The sequence below is a fragment of the Rugamonas rubra genome (assembly GCF_900114705.1).
Classification (GTDB): domain Bacteria; phylum Pseudomonadota; class Gammaproteobacteria; order Burkholderiales; family Burkholderiaceae_D; genus Rugamonas; species Rugamonas rubra.
In genome coordinates this window covers 135,912-150,520 of the sequence record NZ_FOTW01000010.1, presented here as the reverse complement: position 1 = coordinate 150,520, position 14,609 = coordinate 135,912, and the positions used below count along the sequence as shown (strand labels likewise).

The window sequence follows — 14,609 nt, the reverse complement described above, 5'->3', positions numbered from 1 at the left end:
CCGCAGCGGCGGCCCCTCCGGCGCGCCGTCCGGGGGCGGTGCGCCGGAGGGGCGCCATGCTGCCTTGCCCGCCCGTCTGCCGCCATCGCCGCCCATCGCCGCCCATCGCCGCCAATCCGCCGACCATCCGCCGCCGCCGCGCCCATCCCGCCGTCCGTCGCGGCGCCGTTCGCGGCGCCGCCGGGCGCGCCGTCGATACCGCCTTGATAGCGTGTTTCGCCATCCCCGCCGAGGAAAACCAACCTTTCGGTTGGCCAGATATTTCATTTGTGATGTTCTAATAATTATTAATTATTAATTATTAATTATTCCGCAATGTGAATGTTTTTTTCATATTTCCGCTCCGGCTTTCGCGGCTGGCATGAAGGCGGGGAGGGACGCCGGGGCCCGCCCCCGGCGGACGGAAACATTGCGAAAAAATGGGCAGTGCGGGAACTGCGGGGCGGCCGCCGCCACCCATCTGCACGTGCCACCGGGCAATCCACTATCGAATGCGTTTGAAGAGGGATGGACATGATGGATACACGAAGCAAAGCGTGCTCGGGGGCGCTGTTGGCCGCCCACCTGGCCGGCGTTCTGATGGTCGGCGTCGGCGCGCCGGCGCTGGCGTCGCAGACGGCGGCCGGCAAGCCGGGCCAGGCGCCCAAGCCGGCGTTGCGCTACACGCCGCCGGGGGCGGCCGGCGCCGACGACTGCGTCGACGAGGAGGACACCATCGCGGCCCTGGCGTCCGGCTATTTCACGCTGGGCGCCGGCACGCCGGACTTCGCCGCCGCGCCGCCCCAGGCGCCGGCCGCGCCGCCGCCCGCCGTCGCCGCGCTGGCCGAGAAGAACATCGTCATCGTCTCGCACAGCCGGGCGGCGGTCGAGCTCGACGCCGCGCCGCGCTGGGAGATCGCGCCGACCGACCGCACGCTCAACGCGGCGCTGGCGCGCTGGGCCGCCCAGGCCGGCTGGCAACTGGTCTGGGAGCTGCCGGTCGACTACGCCGTCGACGCCCGCACCCAGGTCAGCGGCAGCTTCCAGGAGGCCGTGGCGATGGTGGCCAAGGGCATGGAGGGCGCCGAGATCCCGTTGAAAGCCATTTTCTACGCAGGCAACAAGGTCCTGCGCATCGTGCCAAAAGGAGCCGAATGATGAGGGTCAGACTGTTGGCGGCGTTGTCCGCCCTGGTGTTGCTGCCCGCTTGCAGCGGGTTGGTGGAGAAGATCGAGCGCGACTTCCCGCAGAAGGAGGCCAGCGCCTCCGGCCTGGTGCGCGACGTCGGCCGCACGGCGCCCGGCGTGGTCGCCGCCGCCAGCGCGCCGGTGACGCACGAGCAGGGCATCTGGCTGGGCAAGAACATCGTCAAGGTCGGCCAGCCGGCCCTGCCGCCTATCTTCTACGAGCCGACCACCTTCGACCGCAGCGTCAACTCGCTGGCCGAGCTGGCCGAGCGCATCACCCTGCGCGCCGGCATCCCCACCAAGGTCAGCCCGGACGCGCTGGCCGTCGCCAACGGCGGCGGCAACAACGGCAACAACGGCAACGAGGCCGGCGTGGCGGCGGCCGGCGCCACCGCGGCCGGCGCGGCGCCGGCGCGCGCCGGCGCCGGCGCCAACCCGGGCGGCAACGGCGGCGGCCGCGCCGGCGGGCCGATCCGCATCACCTACAACAACGGCAACTTCAAGGGCCTGCTCGACACCGCCGCCGCCCGCTTCGGCGTCTACTGGAAGTATGTCGACGGCAGCATCCAGTTCTTCTGCACCGAGTCGCGCACCTTCCAGATCAACGCCATTCCGGGCGATTCGAGCATGAGCGCCAACATCACCAGCGGCGCCGGCTCGACCGGCGGCGTGGCCGGCGGCAACGGCGGCGCCGGCGCCGGCGCCGGCGGCGCCAGCGGGGTGAGCACCAGCAACAGCCAGAACATCGGCGTCGCCTCCAAGCTGTCGGTCTACGCCAGCATCGAGAAGTCGATCGGCGCCATGCTGTCGGGCTACGGCAAGGTGGTCGCCTCGCCGGCCACCGGCGCCATCAGCGTGGTCGACACGCCCGACGCCTTGGACCGCATCGCCGCCTTCGTCGACGGCGAGAACAAGTCGCTGTCGCGCCAGGTGGTGATCAACGTCACCGTGCTGTCGGTCAACCTGGCCGATTCGGACGAGTACGGCATCAACTGGAACCTGGTCTACCAGGGCCTGAGCAACAAGTACGGCATCAAGAACAACGCCGCCGCCGGCAGCAACAGCGTCGGCTTCTCGGCCGGCATCCTGGCCACCGCCGGCAGCAAGCTGGCCGGCACCTCGCTGGTGATCAACGCCCTGTCCGAGCAGGGCAAGGTGCGGCGCCAGACCACCGCCTCGGTGGTGACCCTGAACAACCAGCCGGTGCCGGTGCAGGTGGCGCGCCAGACCAGCTACCTGCAGTCCTCGCAGACCACGGTGACGGCCCTGGTGGGCGCCTCGACCACGCTGACGCCGGGCACCGTCACCTCCGGCTTCAACATGAGCATCCTGCCGCACATCCTGGCCAACGGCACGGTGATGTTGCAGTTCTCCACCGACATCTCGGCGCTGCGCGGCATCCGCACGGTGAGCAGCAACGGCAGCATGATCGAGACGCCGGAGATGGACACCCGCAACTTCCTCCAGCGCGTGGCGATGAAGTCGAACGAGACGCTGATCATCAGCGGCTTCGAGCAGACCGACGACAACCTCGACCGCAGCGGCGTGGGCACGGCCAGCAACTACCTGTTCGGCGGCGGCCTCAAGGCCAAGTCGAGCAAGGAGGTGATCGTGGTGCTGGTCACGCCGACCACCATGGGCAGTCTGTGAGGGCGCCGCGATGAGCGTCTACCTGACCGCCATCGGCAAGCAGCGCTTCGTCTGCGGCCTGTTCTGGCAATCGCTGTCGCGCCCGCGCGAGCTCGAGCAGGAGGCCCGCGCGCTGGCGCGCAAGATGGCCTTCGACCTGATGCTGCTGCGCAGCGAGCACGGCGCCGCCCAGGCCGGCTTCGCCCAGTCCGGCGCGGCGGCCCGCCGCGGCCTGCCCTCGCTGGCCGCCGCCGTCTGCAAGGCGGTCGCCAGCGAGGGCGCCTACTACGACGGGCGCCAGCAGCGCGTGCACAACTGGCTGGGCGCGTTCAAGCTGCCCGACGGCATGTGGGCCTATTTCGCCGTGCGCGACGCCAACTTCCTGCCCAACGGCGACTTCGCCGGCAGCAAGGAGGAGGTGCTCGAGCGGCTGCACGGCGACTACGGCCTGGGCGGCTGGAACGTGGTGATCGGCGACGCCGAGCTGGCCGAGTACGACTTCCACAACTTCAACCCGCGCCAGCTGCTCGAGCTGCTGCCGCGCGGCAGGGGCGGCCAGCCGCGCAGCCGCCGCGACTGGGCCCTGCGCCCGGTCGAGCGCCGCCTCGGCTGGCGCCACGCCGCCGCCGCCGGCGCCGCGCTGCTGCTGTTGGGCGGCGCCGGCTACGCCTGGTGGCAGCAGCAGCTGCGCCTGCGCGGCGAGGCCGAGCGGACGCGCGCGGCCGCCGCCGCGCTGGCCGGCGGCGGCCGCGCCGCCGCGCCGCGCCACCCCTGGGCCGGCCGCGCCCTGCCGCGGCCGCTGGCGCAGGCCTGCGTCGAACGGCTGACGCTGCCGACGGCGGGCGGCTGGCAGCTCGACGACTACGTCTGCGACGCCGCCCAGTTCAGCTACACCTGGTCGCGCCAGGGCTCGACCATCGCCTACATGCTGGCCAGCGTGCCGGCCGCCGTGCTCGACCTGAGCGGCGAGAAGGCCGTCTACAGCGCCGCGCTGGCGCCGCCGGCCGGCCCCGACGAGGCGCTGCTGGAGCAGCGCGCGCTGCTCGAACCGCTGCTGTCGCGGCTGCAGCTGCTCGGCCTGGCGCCCAAGCTGAGCCGGGTGCCGCCGCCGCCGCCGGCGCCGCCCGTCGACGGCCAGGCGGCGCCGCCGCCGGACTGGAAGGCCTTCACCTTCACCCTGGCGGCGGCCGGCCTGCCGCCGCTCGAAGTGGCCGCGCTGCTGAGCCTACCCGGCGTGCGGATCGACAAACTCATCTACCGCGCCGGTGCGTGGTCCATCGAAGGAGTGATGTATGCGAAATAGCCCCCGCCCGACCCCCGCGCTGCTGTTGCTGGCCGCGCTGACGAGCGCCCCGCCGGCCGCCACGGCGGCCGAGACGGCCGCCGACCGGCTCACCCGCATCGAGGCCGAGACCCTGGTGCTGAAGGCGCGCGAGAAGCAGCTCGAGGTCCAGGTCAACATCATGAGCAAGCAGAACGACATCGTCGCCAAGCAGCAGCTCAACGAGATGATGGTGCAGAACGCCGTGCTGGGCGACCCGGTGATCCGCTCGATCGAGGGCATCGGCAAGACGCTGTACGCCACGCTGGAGCTGAACAACGGCACCCAGGTCGACGCCCAGGTCGGCGAGGTGCTGTCGAACGGCATGAAGGTGGTGTCGATCCGCAGCAACGAGGTGATCGTCCAGACCGGCAAGAAGCGGCGCGTGCGCCTGGCCGCCAACGCCCGCCCGCCGGCCACCTTCAACCCCAACTTCCCCAGCGCCGGCGTGCCGCTGCCGCCGCCGCTGCCGATGTCGCTGCCGATGTCGATGGGGCTGCCGCCCGGGGGGGGCAAGTGAGGCCGGCGGGCTGGCGGCGGCCGCAGGTCCAGGCCGCCGCCTTCGCCGCCGCCGGCGCCGGCGCCGCCGGCGCCGAGGCCAAGGCCGCGCTGCGCGCCGCGCTGGCCCAGGCAACGCCGGCCGCGCCGGCCGCGCCGGCCGCCGCCGCCGTGCTCAGCGCCGCCGGCCCCTTCGAGGCCAGCGCCGAGGAGCGCAAGATGCTCTGCCTGCTGGCCGACGGCCGCCTGCTGGTGGCCGAGGGCCAGGAGCTGAACGGCCACGTGCTGTCCTACCGCGCCCGCCTCGACAAGCTGGGCCACGGCTGCCGCGTGCAGTTCGTCGACATCGCCAGCGTCGAGCGGGCCTACCGCGGCGGCGGCGCGGCGGCCGGCCGCCACCAGGAGCACACCATGATGCAGGTGACGGCCAAGGAGCTGCTCAAGCGCGCCTGCCAGGAGCGCGCCTCCGACATCCACCTGCGCGTGCGCAAGGACGCGACGGAGATCTACTTCCGCGTCCACAACGACCTGCTGCGCGCCGGCTGCCAGACGCGCGAGTACGGCGAGCGCCTGCTGGCCACGCTGTACGGCGCCATGACGTCGGTGTCGGACAGCTCGTACAAGCCGACCGAGCGGCAGGACGCCAGCATCGCCGACCGCGACAAGCTGCCGGCCCAGTTGTACGGCGTGCGCATCGCCACCGCGCCGACCAGCGACGGCGCGCTGATGGTGCTGCGCCTGCTCTACAACGACGCCGGCGACAACATCGACCTGCTGCCGCTCGGCTTCGCCGCCGCGCAGGCGGCGCAGATCCAGCATTTGAAGGAGCAGCCGATCGGCATGAACATCATCAGCGGGCCGACCGGCTCGGGCAAGTCGACCACGCTGCAGCGCGTGCTCAGCGGCGCCCTGCTCGAGGCCCAGGGTCGGCTGCACGTGATGACGGTGGAGGACCCGGTCGAGTACCCGATCGAGGGCGCGGTGCAGACCTCGGTCACCAACGCCGCCGGCGAGGACGAGCGCGCCCGCCTGTTCGCCGCCGCCATCAGCAACGCGTTGCGGCTCGACCCGGACACCATCATGATCGGCGAAATGCGCGACCGCGCCTCGGCGCAGAACGCGCTGCGCGCGGCGATGACCGGGCACCAGGTCTGGACCACGGTGCACGCCAACAGCGCGGTGGCCATCGTCGACCGCCTGCTCGACCTGGGCCTGCCGCTCGGCCTGGTGGCCGACCACACGGTGATCACCGGCCTGATCAGCCAGCGCCTGGTCAAGCTGCTGTGCCCGCGCTGCAAGCTGCGCCTGGCCGACCTGGCCGAGTCGGCGCCGCAGCGGGCGCCGGCGCCGGCCCTGCTGGCGCGCCTGCGCCTGGCGCTGGGCGGCAAGCTCGACGGCGTCTGCGTCGCCGGCCCCGGCTGCGCCCACTGCCGCCAGCAGGGCACCGTGGGGCGCAGCGTGGTGGCCGAGGTGATCCTGCCCGACGAACGGTTCTTCCAGCACCTGCGCGCCGGCGAGAAGGTCGCCGCCGTGGCCCACTGGCGCGGCGCGCTGGGCGGGCGCACGCTGCTCGAACACGCGCTGGAGAAGGTCGCCGCCGGCCTGGTCGACCCGCAGATGGCGGAGAAGACGGTCGGCCACCTGGCCGCCAGCGACGGCGGGGGCGGCCATGGCGCTTGAGCTGCAACGGCGCTGGGCCAGGAGCCAGCTGACCGACACGGTGCGGCTGCGGCTGTACCGCAAGATCGCCAAGATGCTGGGCAACGGCCTGCCGCTGCTGCGCATCATGGAGGAGCTGCAGGGGCGCGCCTCGCAGCAGGGCAAGCAGCCCAACGATCCGCTGGCGCTGGTGCTCGACGACTGCCGCCGCATGGTGCAGAACGGCCGCCTGCTGGCCGAGGCGCTGGCCTGGTGGGTGCCGCGCACCGAGCAGATGATCCTGCTGGCCGGCGAGCAGTCGGGCCGGCTGGAGGCGACGCTGATGGCGCTGATCGACGTGGTGCAGGCGGCCAGGAAGATCCGCAACGTGATCCTCGGCGGGGCGGTCTACCCGGCCGCCGTGTTCGCGCTGGTGCTGGCCTACATCTACCTGTTCGGCACCCGCGTCATTCCGCAGTTCGCCCGCATGGTCGACCCGAGCGGCTGGCACGGCGCCGCCAAGTCGCTGTACCTGATGTCGCAGCTGGTGCAGCATTGGATGCTGTACGCGCTGCTGGCCGCCGCCGCGCTGCTGGCCGCGCTGCTGCTGTCGCTGCCGCGCTGGCGCGGCGACCTGCGCGTGCTGGCCGACCGCTTCGCGCCGTACTCGGTGTACCGGCTGGTGGTCGGCAGCGGCTTCCTGATGGCCTTCTCGGCCCTGCAGTTCGCCGGCATCACGGTGGAGAAGTCGCTGATGCGCCTGTCCGACATGGCCGACCCCTGGCTGCGCGAGCGCCTCGACGGCGCCCTGCTCGGCGTCAAGTCGGGCCTGAACTGCGGCGAGGCGCTGCGCAACGCCGGCTACGGCTTCCCCTCGCGCGAGGTGGTCGACGACCTCTGCGTCTACGCCGAGTACAAGGGCTTCGCCCAGGCGCTCAAGCTGCTCGCCGACGAGTGGATGGAGGAGGGCATCGAACAGGTCACGCTGCAAATGAAGGTGTTGAACGGCTGCGCGATCGTCACGCTGGCCGTGGTCATCGCCTGGCTGGTGGCCGGCTTCTTCGGCATCCAGCAGGAGATCGCCACGATGACGCGCGCGGTCCATTGATTTTTTTGTGTTCGTTGATTTTTCTTTTACTTTGAAATGAGGAACCGCACCATGAAGAAAGCTTCCATCAACAAATTCGGCGTCGTCGCCTTCCGTGGCCGCCAGCGCGGCGCCTCGCTGTTGGAGGGCATCGCCTATCTCGGCATCGCCGCCATCGTCATCCTGGGTGCCGTCTCGCTGCTCAGCAGCGCCTTCGGCAACGCCCGCTCCAACCAGGCCTCGGAGGAGGTGGTGTCGCTGCGCACCGCCGTCAAGAAGCTGTATTCCGGCCAGACCTACCCGGCCACCATCGTCTCCACGCTGATCGCGGCGCACGCCATTCCCGGCTCGCTGGTGGTCGACACGGAGGCGAAGACCGTGACCAACTCCTGGGGCGGCGCCGTCACGGTGACGCCGGGACCGAACGGCGGCTCCTTCGTCATCGGCTATCCGGCGGTGCCGCAGGACGTTTGCATCAACCTGGTCACCGGCGCCAACGGCTGGACCAAGATCGACAACGGCGGCAAGGGCGGGGTCACCACCTTCCCGGTCAACGCCGAGGCGGCCCTGGGTGTCTGCGCGGATGCCAGCGCCAACAAGCTCACCTTCGCCGCGAACTGAGCCCCCTTGAGCGAGCCACGACCGATGAGCCACGCCAGCAAAGTGCGGGAACTCGACTTCTCCGACCTGTACCTGGGCCACCCCGGCGTGGCCGAGCGCTTCTCCGACGTGCCGGGCGCGCCGGCCAACCCGCTGTGCGCCGGGCCGGCCCTGCGCGCCGACCTGGACCGCCTGGCCGAGCTGTGCCGGGGCCGCCTCGACGGCACGCCGGCGGCCAGCGCCTTCCAGGTCAGCCACGACGAGGTCAACTACCGCGTCACCGTGCTGCGCGCGGTGGCCGGCCTGACCTTCGTGCTGCGCAAGATGGCCGGCCGGGTCGACTCGCTGGCCGCGCTGGGGCTGCCGCAGGCCTACCTGCACCAGCTGATGGCGCGCGAGCTGTGCGGCCTGGTGATCGTCGCCGGCGCCGCCAAGTCGGGCAAGACGATGAGCGCCTGCGCGCTGCTGCGCGACCGCCTGCGGGCGCACGGCGGCGTGGCCGTCACCGGCGAGCGGCCGATCGAGCTGCCGCTGGAGGGCAGCCACGGCCAGGGCATCTGTTTCCAGACCAGCATGCCGGCCGAGCCGCGCCATTTCGCCGGCGCCTTCCGCCAGTTGCTGCGCTCGGGCGCGCAGACCATCCTGATCGACGAGATCGGCGACCACGAGACCGCCGTCGAGGTGCTGCAGGCCAGCGTCAGCGGCCACCTGATCGTCACCACCATGCTGGCCGACAGCGTGGCGCAGGCGGTCGGCAAGCTGCAGGCGCTGGCCAGCCACAAGCTGCCGGCCGAACGCAGCCAGGCGCTGCTGGCCGACGGCCTGGGCGCGGTGCTGCACCAGCAGCTGCTGCGCGGTCCGAAGGTGATGCTCAAGGCCGAGCTGCTGTCGCTGCGCGGCGCGGCGGCGGTGCGCGCCTCGCTGCGCAACGGCGACCACGAGATGCTGGCCTCGGAGCTGCGCCGGCAGATGGCGTCGATGATCAGCGCCAACGCGGCGGCGCAAAGAATGGCGGCGGCCTAGATGTGGAACCTGGCGGTGTTGACCGCGCTCGTTTCCCTCGCCGGCTACTACGCCGTCGCCGACAAGGCCGGCCTCGAGGCGCAAAGCCAGGCCCGGGCCGACAGCCTGGCCGAGGGCATGGCGCTGTACCGCGACGCCGTGGCGCGCTACTTCGCCGGCCACCCCGGCGGCCAGCGCAGCGTCGACCTGGCCACGCTGCGCGCCAGCGGCGCGCTGCCCGCCTGGTCGCCGCTGAACGGCGCGGCGGCGGCCACGCCCTGGGCCAACTACCGCGCCGCCGCCGGCACCATCTACATCTACGCGGCGCAGGCGCCGGCCGAGAACATCGTGGCCGACGTCGTGCGCCTGTCGCGCAACTCGGTGCTGGCCGGCGTCTACCGCAGCGGCGACAGCACTTTGTACTCGCCCATTTTCGGCGACACCCGGATCCCGCTGCCCACCCCGGCCGACGCGGCCATCCCGGACGGCAGCCCGGTCTGGATCGTGGCGGCGCAATGAGGCGCGCTCACACCCAATGAGGCGCGCTCACACCCAATGAGGACGACGATGAAGAACAGCAGGCAGGGCGGCATGACGTTGATAGAAATGATAGGCGCGCTGGCGATCGGCTCGATCATGATGGCAGGCCTGTCGGCGATGATAGGCGACGCGCTCGACGACGGCGAGGGCCAGCAGGCGGCGCTATACCAGGCGCAGGTGGTGGCGGCGGCGCGCCGCTACATCGGCGCCAACTACCAGGCGCTGTTGGCGGCCACGCCGACGGCGGCCAGCGTGGCGACGGTGGACATCGCCATGCTCAAGGCGCAGCACTTCCTGCCGGACGGCTTCGCGCCGCGGAACGGCTTCCAGCAGACCAGCTGCGTGCTGCTGCGCCAGCCGGTGCCGGGCAGCGGCAAGCTCGACGCGCTGATCGTCGGCAGCGGCGGCCAGAAGATCGCCGACAAGAACATCGCGGCGGTGGCGGCCGGCGCCGGCCAGGGCAGCGGCTACATCGCCGAGGCGGCGCCCGGCACCGCGCGCGGCGCCTCCTGGAGCATGGCCACCGCCGCCTACCAGGGCGCCAAGTGCCCGGGCGCCGCCGCGGCGGCGCTCGGCGGCGGCGCCGACGACGGCGGCCACCTGGTGTCGAACCTGTTCTTCGACGGGCCGGGCCAGTTGTCCACCGACTTCCTCTACCGCAACGAGGTGCCGGGCCGGCCGGAGCTGAACCAGATGCGCGCGCCGATCCACATGGCGCCCGGCAGCGGCGCCGAGGCCACCGAGAACGACGCCGGCGACGCGCGCTGCACCGTGGCCGCCGGCACCGGCAAGGTCGCGGTGGACGCCAAGGGCCGCGTGCTGAGCTGCCAGTCCGGCGTCTGGCGGCGCCAGGGCTCGGGCTTCTGGAGGGACCCGGTGGAGAGCTTCGCCGCGCTGCCGGCCGGCGACAACCAGCCGGGCGACGTGCGCATGGTGCTGGCGCTGGGCCGCGCCTTCAGCTGGAGCGGCAGCCAGTGGCTGGCGCTGGCGGTCGACCAGGACGGCAACCTGTCGCTGCCCGGCCGCCTGGCCAGCCGCGACGCCATGCTCAACCGCGTCGTGGTGGCCAAGACCGCCTGCGAGGCCGGCGACCCGGACGGCACCATGGCGCGCGACGCCAGCGGCCTGGTGATGTCCTGCCAGTTCGGCCTGTGGCAGTCGCAGACCAACCTGGCGCTGCAGGCCAGCGACACCGCCTGCGCGGTGATCCTGCCGTCCAGCGTGGCGGTGCCCAACCCCGACTGCAGCACGCCCTACCACGGCCCGCGCAACTGGTACCAGGAGGTCGACACCTGGGAGGCCGAGATCAAGCGCCAGCTGACGCCGACCAAGAACGGCCTGATCAACGTCAACGTCTGGACCAAGATGAACCGCGGCCTGGCCAACAACGACAAGGTCAGCGGCCAGGTGCGGCTGCAGGTCGACATCGTCGACAACGACACCGGCGCCAGCATCGGCCACACCGACGCCCAGTCGGTGCGCATCGAGAACAGCTCGGCGACCATCAACGCCACGCTGTCGAAGACGGTGCAGCGCAACCGCACCGGCTACAGCGTGTGGATACGCCCGGCCTGGACCACCTTCGAGGGGCCCAAGCCGCCCTACACCCGGGCCAGCTTCCGCAGCTACGACGGCAGCGTGGTGGAGCAGGTGCCGCTGTCGACCGGCTGGAGCATGGACTTGTTCCAATGAGCGCGCGCGCCGCGCTGTTCTGCCTGGCGCTGGCGCCGGGCGCCGCGCACGCCTGCTGGGAGCAGGCGGCGGCCCGCTACAACGTCAACCCGCAGCTGCTGTACGCCATCGCCAAGACCGAGTCGGGCCTGAACCCGCTGGCCAGGAACCGCAACAAGAACGGCTCCTACGACGTCGGCCTGATGCAGATCAACAGCAGCTGGCTGCCGCGCCTGCGCCAGTTCGGCCTGGACGAGCAGCAGCTGCTCGAGCCGTGCACCAGCATCCAGGTGGGCGCCTGGATACTGGCGCAGAACATGCAAAGGCTGGGCAACTCGTGGGACGCGATCGGCGCCTACAACTCCAGCAAGCCGGCGCTGCGCCTGAAGTACGCGCTGCGCGTCTACCAGAACATCCCGCCGGCCGCGCTGCAACAGCGCGCCAGCCAATGAGTCCGGCCCTGCCGCGCCACGGATGAACATCGCCTGCCACGTCCACAGCGAGGCGCAGTTCGAGCAGTTGCGGCTGGCGCTGGCGCGCGCCGGCTTCGCCTGCGAGCGCTTCGCCAGCGACAGCCTGCTGCTGCGCGCCATCCACCGGCGCAGCTTCGACTTCATCCTGGTCGACCTCGGCGACGACGGCCAGGCCGACGACAGCCTGTTCTCCTGGCTGGCCTGCCGCGCCGGCGAGAACACGCCGGTGCTGGCGCTGTCGGCGCTGCGCAACGCCGACTGGGTCGCCGAGCTGCTCAACGCCGGCGCCGACGACGTGCTGGCGCGCCCCTTCGAGGAGGTCGAACTGGTGGCGCGCATCCGCGCCGTGCTGCGCCGCTGCGGCCGGCGCCAGGCGCGCCGCGCCATCGAGCTGGCCGGCTTCCAACTCGACCGCGAGGCCGGCAGCTTCTGCTACCAGGGCGCGCCGATCGAGCTGACCCCGCGCGAGTTCACCATGGCCTGGCTGTTGTTCTCCTCGCCCGGCGTCTACATCTCGCGCGAGACGCTCGGCAGCGCCATCTGGGGCAGCGGCAGCGAGGTGGCCGGCCGCACCATCGAGCAGCACGTCTACAAGCTGCGCAAGAAGCTGTCCGCCGCGCTGGCCGGCGCCGTCAACATCCGCACCGCCTACAACCAGGGCTACCGCCTCGAGCTGGCCGACTGAGCCGCGCGGCCGGCCGGCCGGCGCGGCGCCAATCCTCAACATTCCTCAATTCCTCATCAATGCTCACGGATCGGTTTTTCGCCGCCGGCGCGCTGCTATCTTGCTTACATGGCGTGGCAGCGCGCTTCGGCGCCGATTGGCCACTTGGAGGTCCAACGCAGCAACAGGGAGATGGATATGACGCATACCGCCACCGCAGTGAACCAAAGCGCAGCACAGGATTCGGCGCCCGCCGCCACGCCGCTCGACCTGGACCAGTTGTACCGCAAGCACCGCCTGCACCTGCTGCGCTTCGTGCAGCGCTACGTGCGCAACGCCGAGGACGCGGCCGACGTGGTGCAGAACACCTTCGTCGAGGCGGCGCGCTGCGCCGAACGCTTCTCCGGCCTGTCCAAGCCGTCCACCTGGTTGTTCGGCATCGCCCTGAACCTGGCGCGCAACCAGGTGCGGCGCAACTGCGCCGACATGCTCGAACCGGTCGACGAGAACTTCCTCGAACAGATCGCCGACAGCGACGCCGATCCGGCCAAGCTGTACGAGTTGCGCCAGATCGCCGGCAAGGTGCAGGCCTTGCTGGACCAGCTGCCGGCGCCGATCCGCGCCACCTTCGACGCCGTGCTCGACGGCGAGGCCACCTACGAGCAGGCGGCCGAACAGCTCGATATTCCGATCGGCACGGTGCGTTCGCGCGTCTCGCGGGTGCGCACGGCGATGCGCCAGCAGTGCGTCTGACGGCGGCGGCCGGCGCCCGCTCCTAGTCCGGGGCGCGGTTCGCCGCCGCCGCCTCGGCGAACCACGCCGCCGCCTGGTCGGCCAGCGCCATGATGGCGTCGAGCGCGGCCGGCTCGTCGGCGATCTGCCCGACCGGTATGCTGCGGACGATCACGTGGCAGCCGCCGTCGGCCTGCCACAGCAGCTCGGTGGCGCCGGCGCCGTCGGCCAGGGCCGCCGCCGGCCAGCAGCCGTAGGGCAGCTGCGCGCTGCGCGGCAGCGTGGCCAGCACGGTCAGGCAGGGCAGGCCGTCGCGCAGCGTGACGGTGGTCCTGGTGGTGACGACACCGAACTGCAGCTCCAACACGGGCGCCGAGTGCGCCTCGTCGGTCTGGCCGGCCAGGTCGACCATCTCGCGCAGGAAGCGCCGCATGCCCGCCAGGGAGCGATCGAGTTCACCAGTCATGTTGGATCTTCCGCTGCAAGTGGGGCCTTGTGGTTGCCGGCTGCCGTGTCGGCCGCCGGTCGGGTGGGGATGCTGTGGGGATGCGCCATTTTACGCGTCGTCGAGCGGTATGCAAGCGTTTTAGGGCGCCGCAACCTTGCTGAGTGGCGCGCCGGGCGGCCCCGGTTCCGTCCGCGCCGGCGCGCTCCGGCGGCGAAAAAATCGGCGCCGCAGCGCCGATGGCGGGAACTGTTGGCGCGCCGCCGGCCACTCATCTTCAGTCGCTGGAATACACCGCAGGCGACGCAAGAGTTGTTCAACCAGTTGTTCATTCAAGGAGATTGATATGGGTACCAAAGTATCTGGCGCAGCAGGAAGTGGTGCAAACACCGCAGTCGACGACATCGAAGAAACCAACAAGCAGTCGGAGAAGGTCGATGCCGCCAACACCAAGGCGAAGTTCGAGAAGAAGGGCCGCGACGACGCGATGCAGCTGATCTAAGCGGCCGCCGCCAGGGCGGCGCGGGCTGAGACGGCGGGAGGCGCGCCACGCGCGCGCCTCCTCCGCCCCCTGGCGGATTTTCCCACCACGCCGGCGGCTGGCCGGATTCGATGGCAGCAAGGAGAGACGATGATTAACGCGAACAATAGCCGACCGGGCGGCGCGCAGTCGCAGGGCGCCGGCGCACCCCATCCGGGCGCCGACAACCCGCTGGGCCAGGCGGCCCAGCAGGGCGCGGCCGACGCCATGGCGTTCCAGTTGTGGGTGTCGCAGCAGGCCACCTCGCTGGCCAAGTTGAAGGTGTTCCACAGCATGGCCAAGCAGGTCAACGATCAACAGTAGGCGCGCCGCCATGCGCGCGGCGCATGGCGCGGCCCCGGCCCGCCCGGCCGGTCCGACCAGGGAGCGAAGATGGCGCAAACGATAGAGCAGCAAACACCGGCGGCGCGCAGCCTGGCCGACCTGAACGCCGTCAGCGATGCCGGCGAAGACATCGACGACGTGACCGCGTTCACGAAGTTGATCAAGAAGGCCGAGGAAGTGGCCCAGGCGGCCCTGTAGTTAGCATGCGGCGGCGTGCCGTCGCATGCCATCCCGGCAAGCATGGCGCCGTCCCCCTCCGTTCGATTCCCCCCTTTTGT

Annotated in this window: 18 protein-coding genes; 17 read left to right on the top strand and 1 reads right to left on the bottom strand. The window is 71.3% G+C overall.

Annotated features, from left to right (window positions below; translation table 11 throughout):
- Positions 1–56: 56 nt before the first annotated feature.
- From BM252_RS30025 to BM252_RS11340, 14 genes are all read left to right on the top strand, one after another.
- On the top strand, positions 57–281 hold the full coding sequence (locus BM252_RS30025; protein ID WP_139236425.1) for a hypothetical protein: 225 nt from the start codon (positions 57–59) through the stop codon (positions 279–281).
- Positions 282–513: 232 nt separating this feature from the next.
- On the top strand, positions 514–1,137 hold the full coding sequence (locus tag BM252_RS11400) for a toxin co-regulated pilus biosynthesis Q family protein (RefSeq protein ID WP_245774202.1): 624 nt from the start codon (positions 514–516) through the stop codon (positions 1,135–1,137).
- On the top strand, positions 1,137–2,816 hold the full coding sequence (pilN, locus tag BM252_RS11395) for a PilN family type IVB pilus formation outer membrane protein (protein WP_093387732.1): 1,680 nt from the start codon (positions 1,137–1,139) through the stop codon (positions 2,814–2,816). Before BM252_RS11400 ends, pilN begins: the two co-directional genes overlap by 1 nt.
- Before the next feature lie 10 nt (positions 2,817–2,826).
- The gene (pilO2, locus tag BM252_RS11390) at positions 2,827–4,098 is read left to right on the top strand and encodes a type 4b pilus protein PilO2 (protein WP_093387560.1); all 1,272 of its coding nucleotides are present in this window, start codon (positions 2,827–2,829) and stop codon (positions 4,096–4,098) included.
- Positions 4,088–4,636 (top strand): type IV pilus biogenesis protein PilP, encoded by a 549-nt coding sequence (gene pilP / locus BM252_RS11385; RefSeq protein WP_093387559.1) that lies wholly within the window; start codon positions 4,088–4,090, stop codon positions 4,634–4,636. Before pilO2 ends, pilP begins: the two co-directional genes overlap by 11 nt.
- Positions 4,637–4,725: 89 nt before the next feature.
- A complete protein-coding gene (locus tag BM252_RS11380; RefSeq protein ID WP_425442301.1) occupies positions 4,726–6,294 on the top strand; it encodes a GspE/PulE family protein in 1,569 nt (522 codons plus the stop codon).
- The gene (locus tag BM252_RS11375; protein ID WP_093387557.1) at positions 6,284–7,360 is read left to right on the top strand and encodes a type II secretion system F family protein; all 1,077 of its coding nucleotides are present in this window, start codon (positions 6,284–6,286) and stop codon (positions 7,358–7,360) included. Before BM252_RS11380 ends, BM252_RS11375 begins: the two co-directional genes overlap by 11 nt.
- Positions 7,361–7,411: 51 nt before the next feature.
- On the top strand, positions 7,412–7,960 hold the full coding sequence (locus BM252_RS11370) for a type 4 pilus major pilin (protein ID WP_245774201.1): 549 nt from the start codon (positions 7,412–7,414) through the stop codon (positions 7,958–7,960).
- 6 nt (positions 7,961–7,966) lie between these two features.
- Positions 7,967–8,962, top strand: a complete 996-nt coding sequence (locus BM252_RS11365; protein ID WP_139236423.1) for an ATPase, T2SS/T4P/T4SS family — start codon at positions 7,967–7,969, stop codon at positions 8,960–8,962.
- Complete coding sequence (pilM, locus tag BM252_RS11360; protein ID WP_093387553.1) at positions 8,963–9,460, top strand: type IV pilus biogenesis protein PilM; 498 nt, start codon at positions 8,963–8,965, stop codon at positions 9,458–9,460. It begins immediately after the preceding gene.
- Positions 9,461–9,508: 48 nt separating this feature from the next.
- Positions 9,509–11,173 carry a shufflon system plasmid conjugative transfer pilus tip adhesin PilV gene (pilV, locus tag BM252_RS11355; RefSeq protein ID WP_174900499.1) on the top strand — a complete coding sequence of 555 codons (1,665 nt, stop codon included), beginning with the start codon at positions 9,509–9,511 and terminating at the stop codon, positions 11,171–11,173.
- A complete protein-coding gene (locus tag BM252_RS11350) occupies positions 11,170–11,604 on the top strand; it encodes a lytic transglycosylase domain-containing protein (RefSeq protein WP_093387550.1) in 435 nt (144 codons plus the stop codon). The genes pilV and BM252_RS11350 overlap by 4 nt, the downstream gene beginning before the upstream one ends.
- A gap of 22 nt (positions 11,605–11,626) precedes the next feature.
- Entirely contained in the window at positions 11,627–12,310 is a 684-nt protein-coding gene (locus BM252_RS11345) for a response regulator transcription factor (protein ID WP_093387548.1), read from the top strand.
- A gap of 177 nt (positions 12,311–12,487) precedes the next feature.
- On the top strand, positions 12,488–13,042 hold the full coding sequence (locus BM252_RS11340) for an RNA polymerase sigma factor (RefSeq protein WP_245774200.1): 555 nt from the start codon (positions 12,488–12,490) through the stop codon (positions 13,040–13,042).
- Between the two features lie 22 nt (positions 13,043–13,064).
- Here the strand turns inward: BM252_RS11340 and BM252_RS11335 are convergent, their stop codons facing one another.
- Positions 13,065–13,487, bottom strand: a complete 423-nt coding sequence (locus BM252_RS11335; RefSeq protein WP_139236422.1) for a hypothetical protein — start codon at positions 13,485–13,487, stop codon at positions 13,065–13,067.
- A gap of 325 nt (positions 13,488–13,812) precedes the next feature.
- Between BM252_RS11335 and BM252_RS30980 the strand changes: the two genes are divergently transcribed.
- From BM252_RS30980 to BM252_RS30975, 3 genes are all read left to right on the top strand, one after another.
- Positions 13,813–13,968, top strand: coding sequence for a hypothetical protein (locus BM252_RS30980; protein ID WP_174900498.1), 156 nt, complete (start codon positions 13,813–13,815; stop codon positions 13,966–13,968).
- A gap of 129 nt (positions 13,969–14,097) precedes the next feature.
- Positions 14,098–14,310 (top strand): hypothetical protein, encoded by a 213-nt coding sequence (locus BM252_RS11330; RefSeq protein ID WP_093387544.1) that lies wholly within the window; start codon positions 14,098–14,100, stop codon positions 14,308–14,310.
- Between the two features lie 69 nt (positions 14,311–14,379).
- Positions 14,380–14,529, top strand: coding sequence for a hypothetical protein (locus BM252_RS30975; RefSeq protein ID WP_174900497.1), 150 nt, complete (start codon positions 14,380–14,382; stop codon positions 14,527–14,529).
- Positions 14,530–14,609: the final 80 nt, after the last annotated feature.

Excerpts from the sequence above, each read along its gene's own strand:
- BM252_RS30975 (WP_174900497.1), top strand. The coding sequence starts at position 14,380 with ATGGCGCAAACGATAGAGCAGCAAACACCGGCGGCGCGCAGCCTGGCC.
- BM252_RS11375 (WP_093387557.1), top strand. The coding sequence starts at position 6,284 with ATGGCGCTTGAGCTGCAACGGCGCTGGGCCAGGAGCCAGCTGACCGAC.
- pilV (WP_174900499.1), top strand. The coding sequence starts at position 9,509 with ATGAAGAACAGCAGGCAGGGCGGCATGACGTTGATAGAAATGATAGGC.
- BM252_RS11350 (WP_093387550.1), top strand. The coding sequence starts at position 11,170 with ATGAGCGCGCGCGCCGCGCTGTTCTGCCTGGCGCTGGCGCCGGGCGCC.
- BM252_RS11330 (WP_093387544.1), top strand. The coding sequence starts at position 14,098 with ATGATTAACGCGAACAATAGCCGACCGGGCGGCGCGCAGTCGCAGGGC.
- pilO2 (WP_093387560.1), top strand. The coding sequence starts at position 2,827 with ATGAGCGTCTACCTGACCGCCATCGGCAAGCAGCGCTTCGTCTGCGGC.
- pilM (WP_093387553.1), top strand. The coding sequence starts at position 8,963 with ATGTGGAACCTGGCGGTGTTGACCGCGCTCGTTTCCCTCGCCGGCTAC.
- BM252_RS11400 (WP_245774202.1), top strand. The coding sequence starts at position 514 with ATGATGGATACACGAAGCAAAGCGTGCTCGGGGGCGCTGTTGGCCGCC.
- BM252_RS30025 (WP_139236425.1), top strand. The coding sequence starts at position 57 with ATGCTGCCTTGCCCGCCCGTCTGCCGCCATCGCCGCCCATCGCCGCCC.
- BM252_RS11345 (WP_093387548.1), top strand. The coding sequence starts at position 11,627 with ATGAACATCGCCTGCCACGTCCACAGCGAGGCGCAGTTCGAGCAGTTG.
- BM252_RS30980 (WP_174900498.1), top strand. The coding sequence starts at position 13,813 with ATGGGTACCAAAGTATCTGGCGCAGCAGGAAGTGGTGCAAACACCGCA.
- BM252_RS11340 (WP_245774200.1), top strand. The coding sequence starts at position 12,488 with ATGACGCATACCGCCACCGCAGTGAACCAAAGCGCAGCACAGGATTCG.
- pilN (WP_093387732.1), top strand. The coding sequence starts at position 1,137 with ATGAGGGTCAGACTGTTGGCGGCGTTGTCCGCCCTGGTGTTGCTGCCC.
- BM252_RS11370 (WP_245774201.1), top strand. The coding sequence starts at position 7,412 with ATGAAGAAAGCTTCCATCAACAAATTCGGCGTCGTCGCCTTCCGTGGC.
- pilP (WP_093387559.1), top strand. The coding sequence starts at position 4,088 with ATGCGAAATAGCCCCCGCCCGACCCCCGCGCTGCTGTTGCTGGCCGCG.
- BM252_RS11335 (WP_139236422.1), bottom strand. The coding sequence starts at position 13,487 with ATGACTGGTGAACTCGATCGCTCCCTGGCGGGCATGCGGCGCTTCCTG.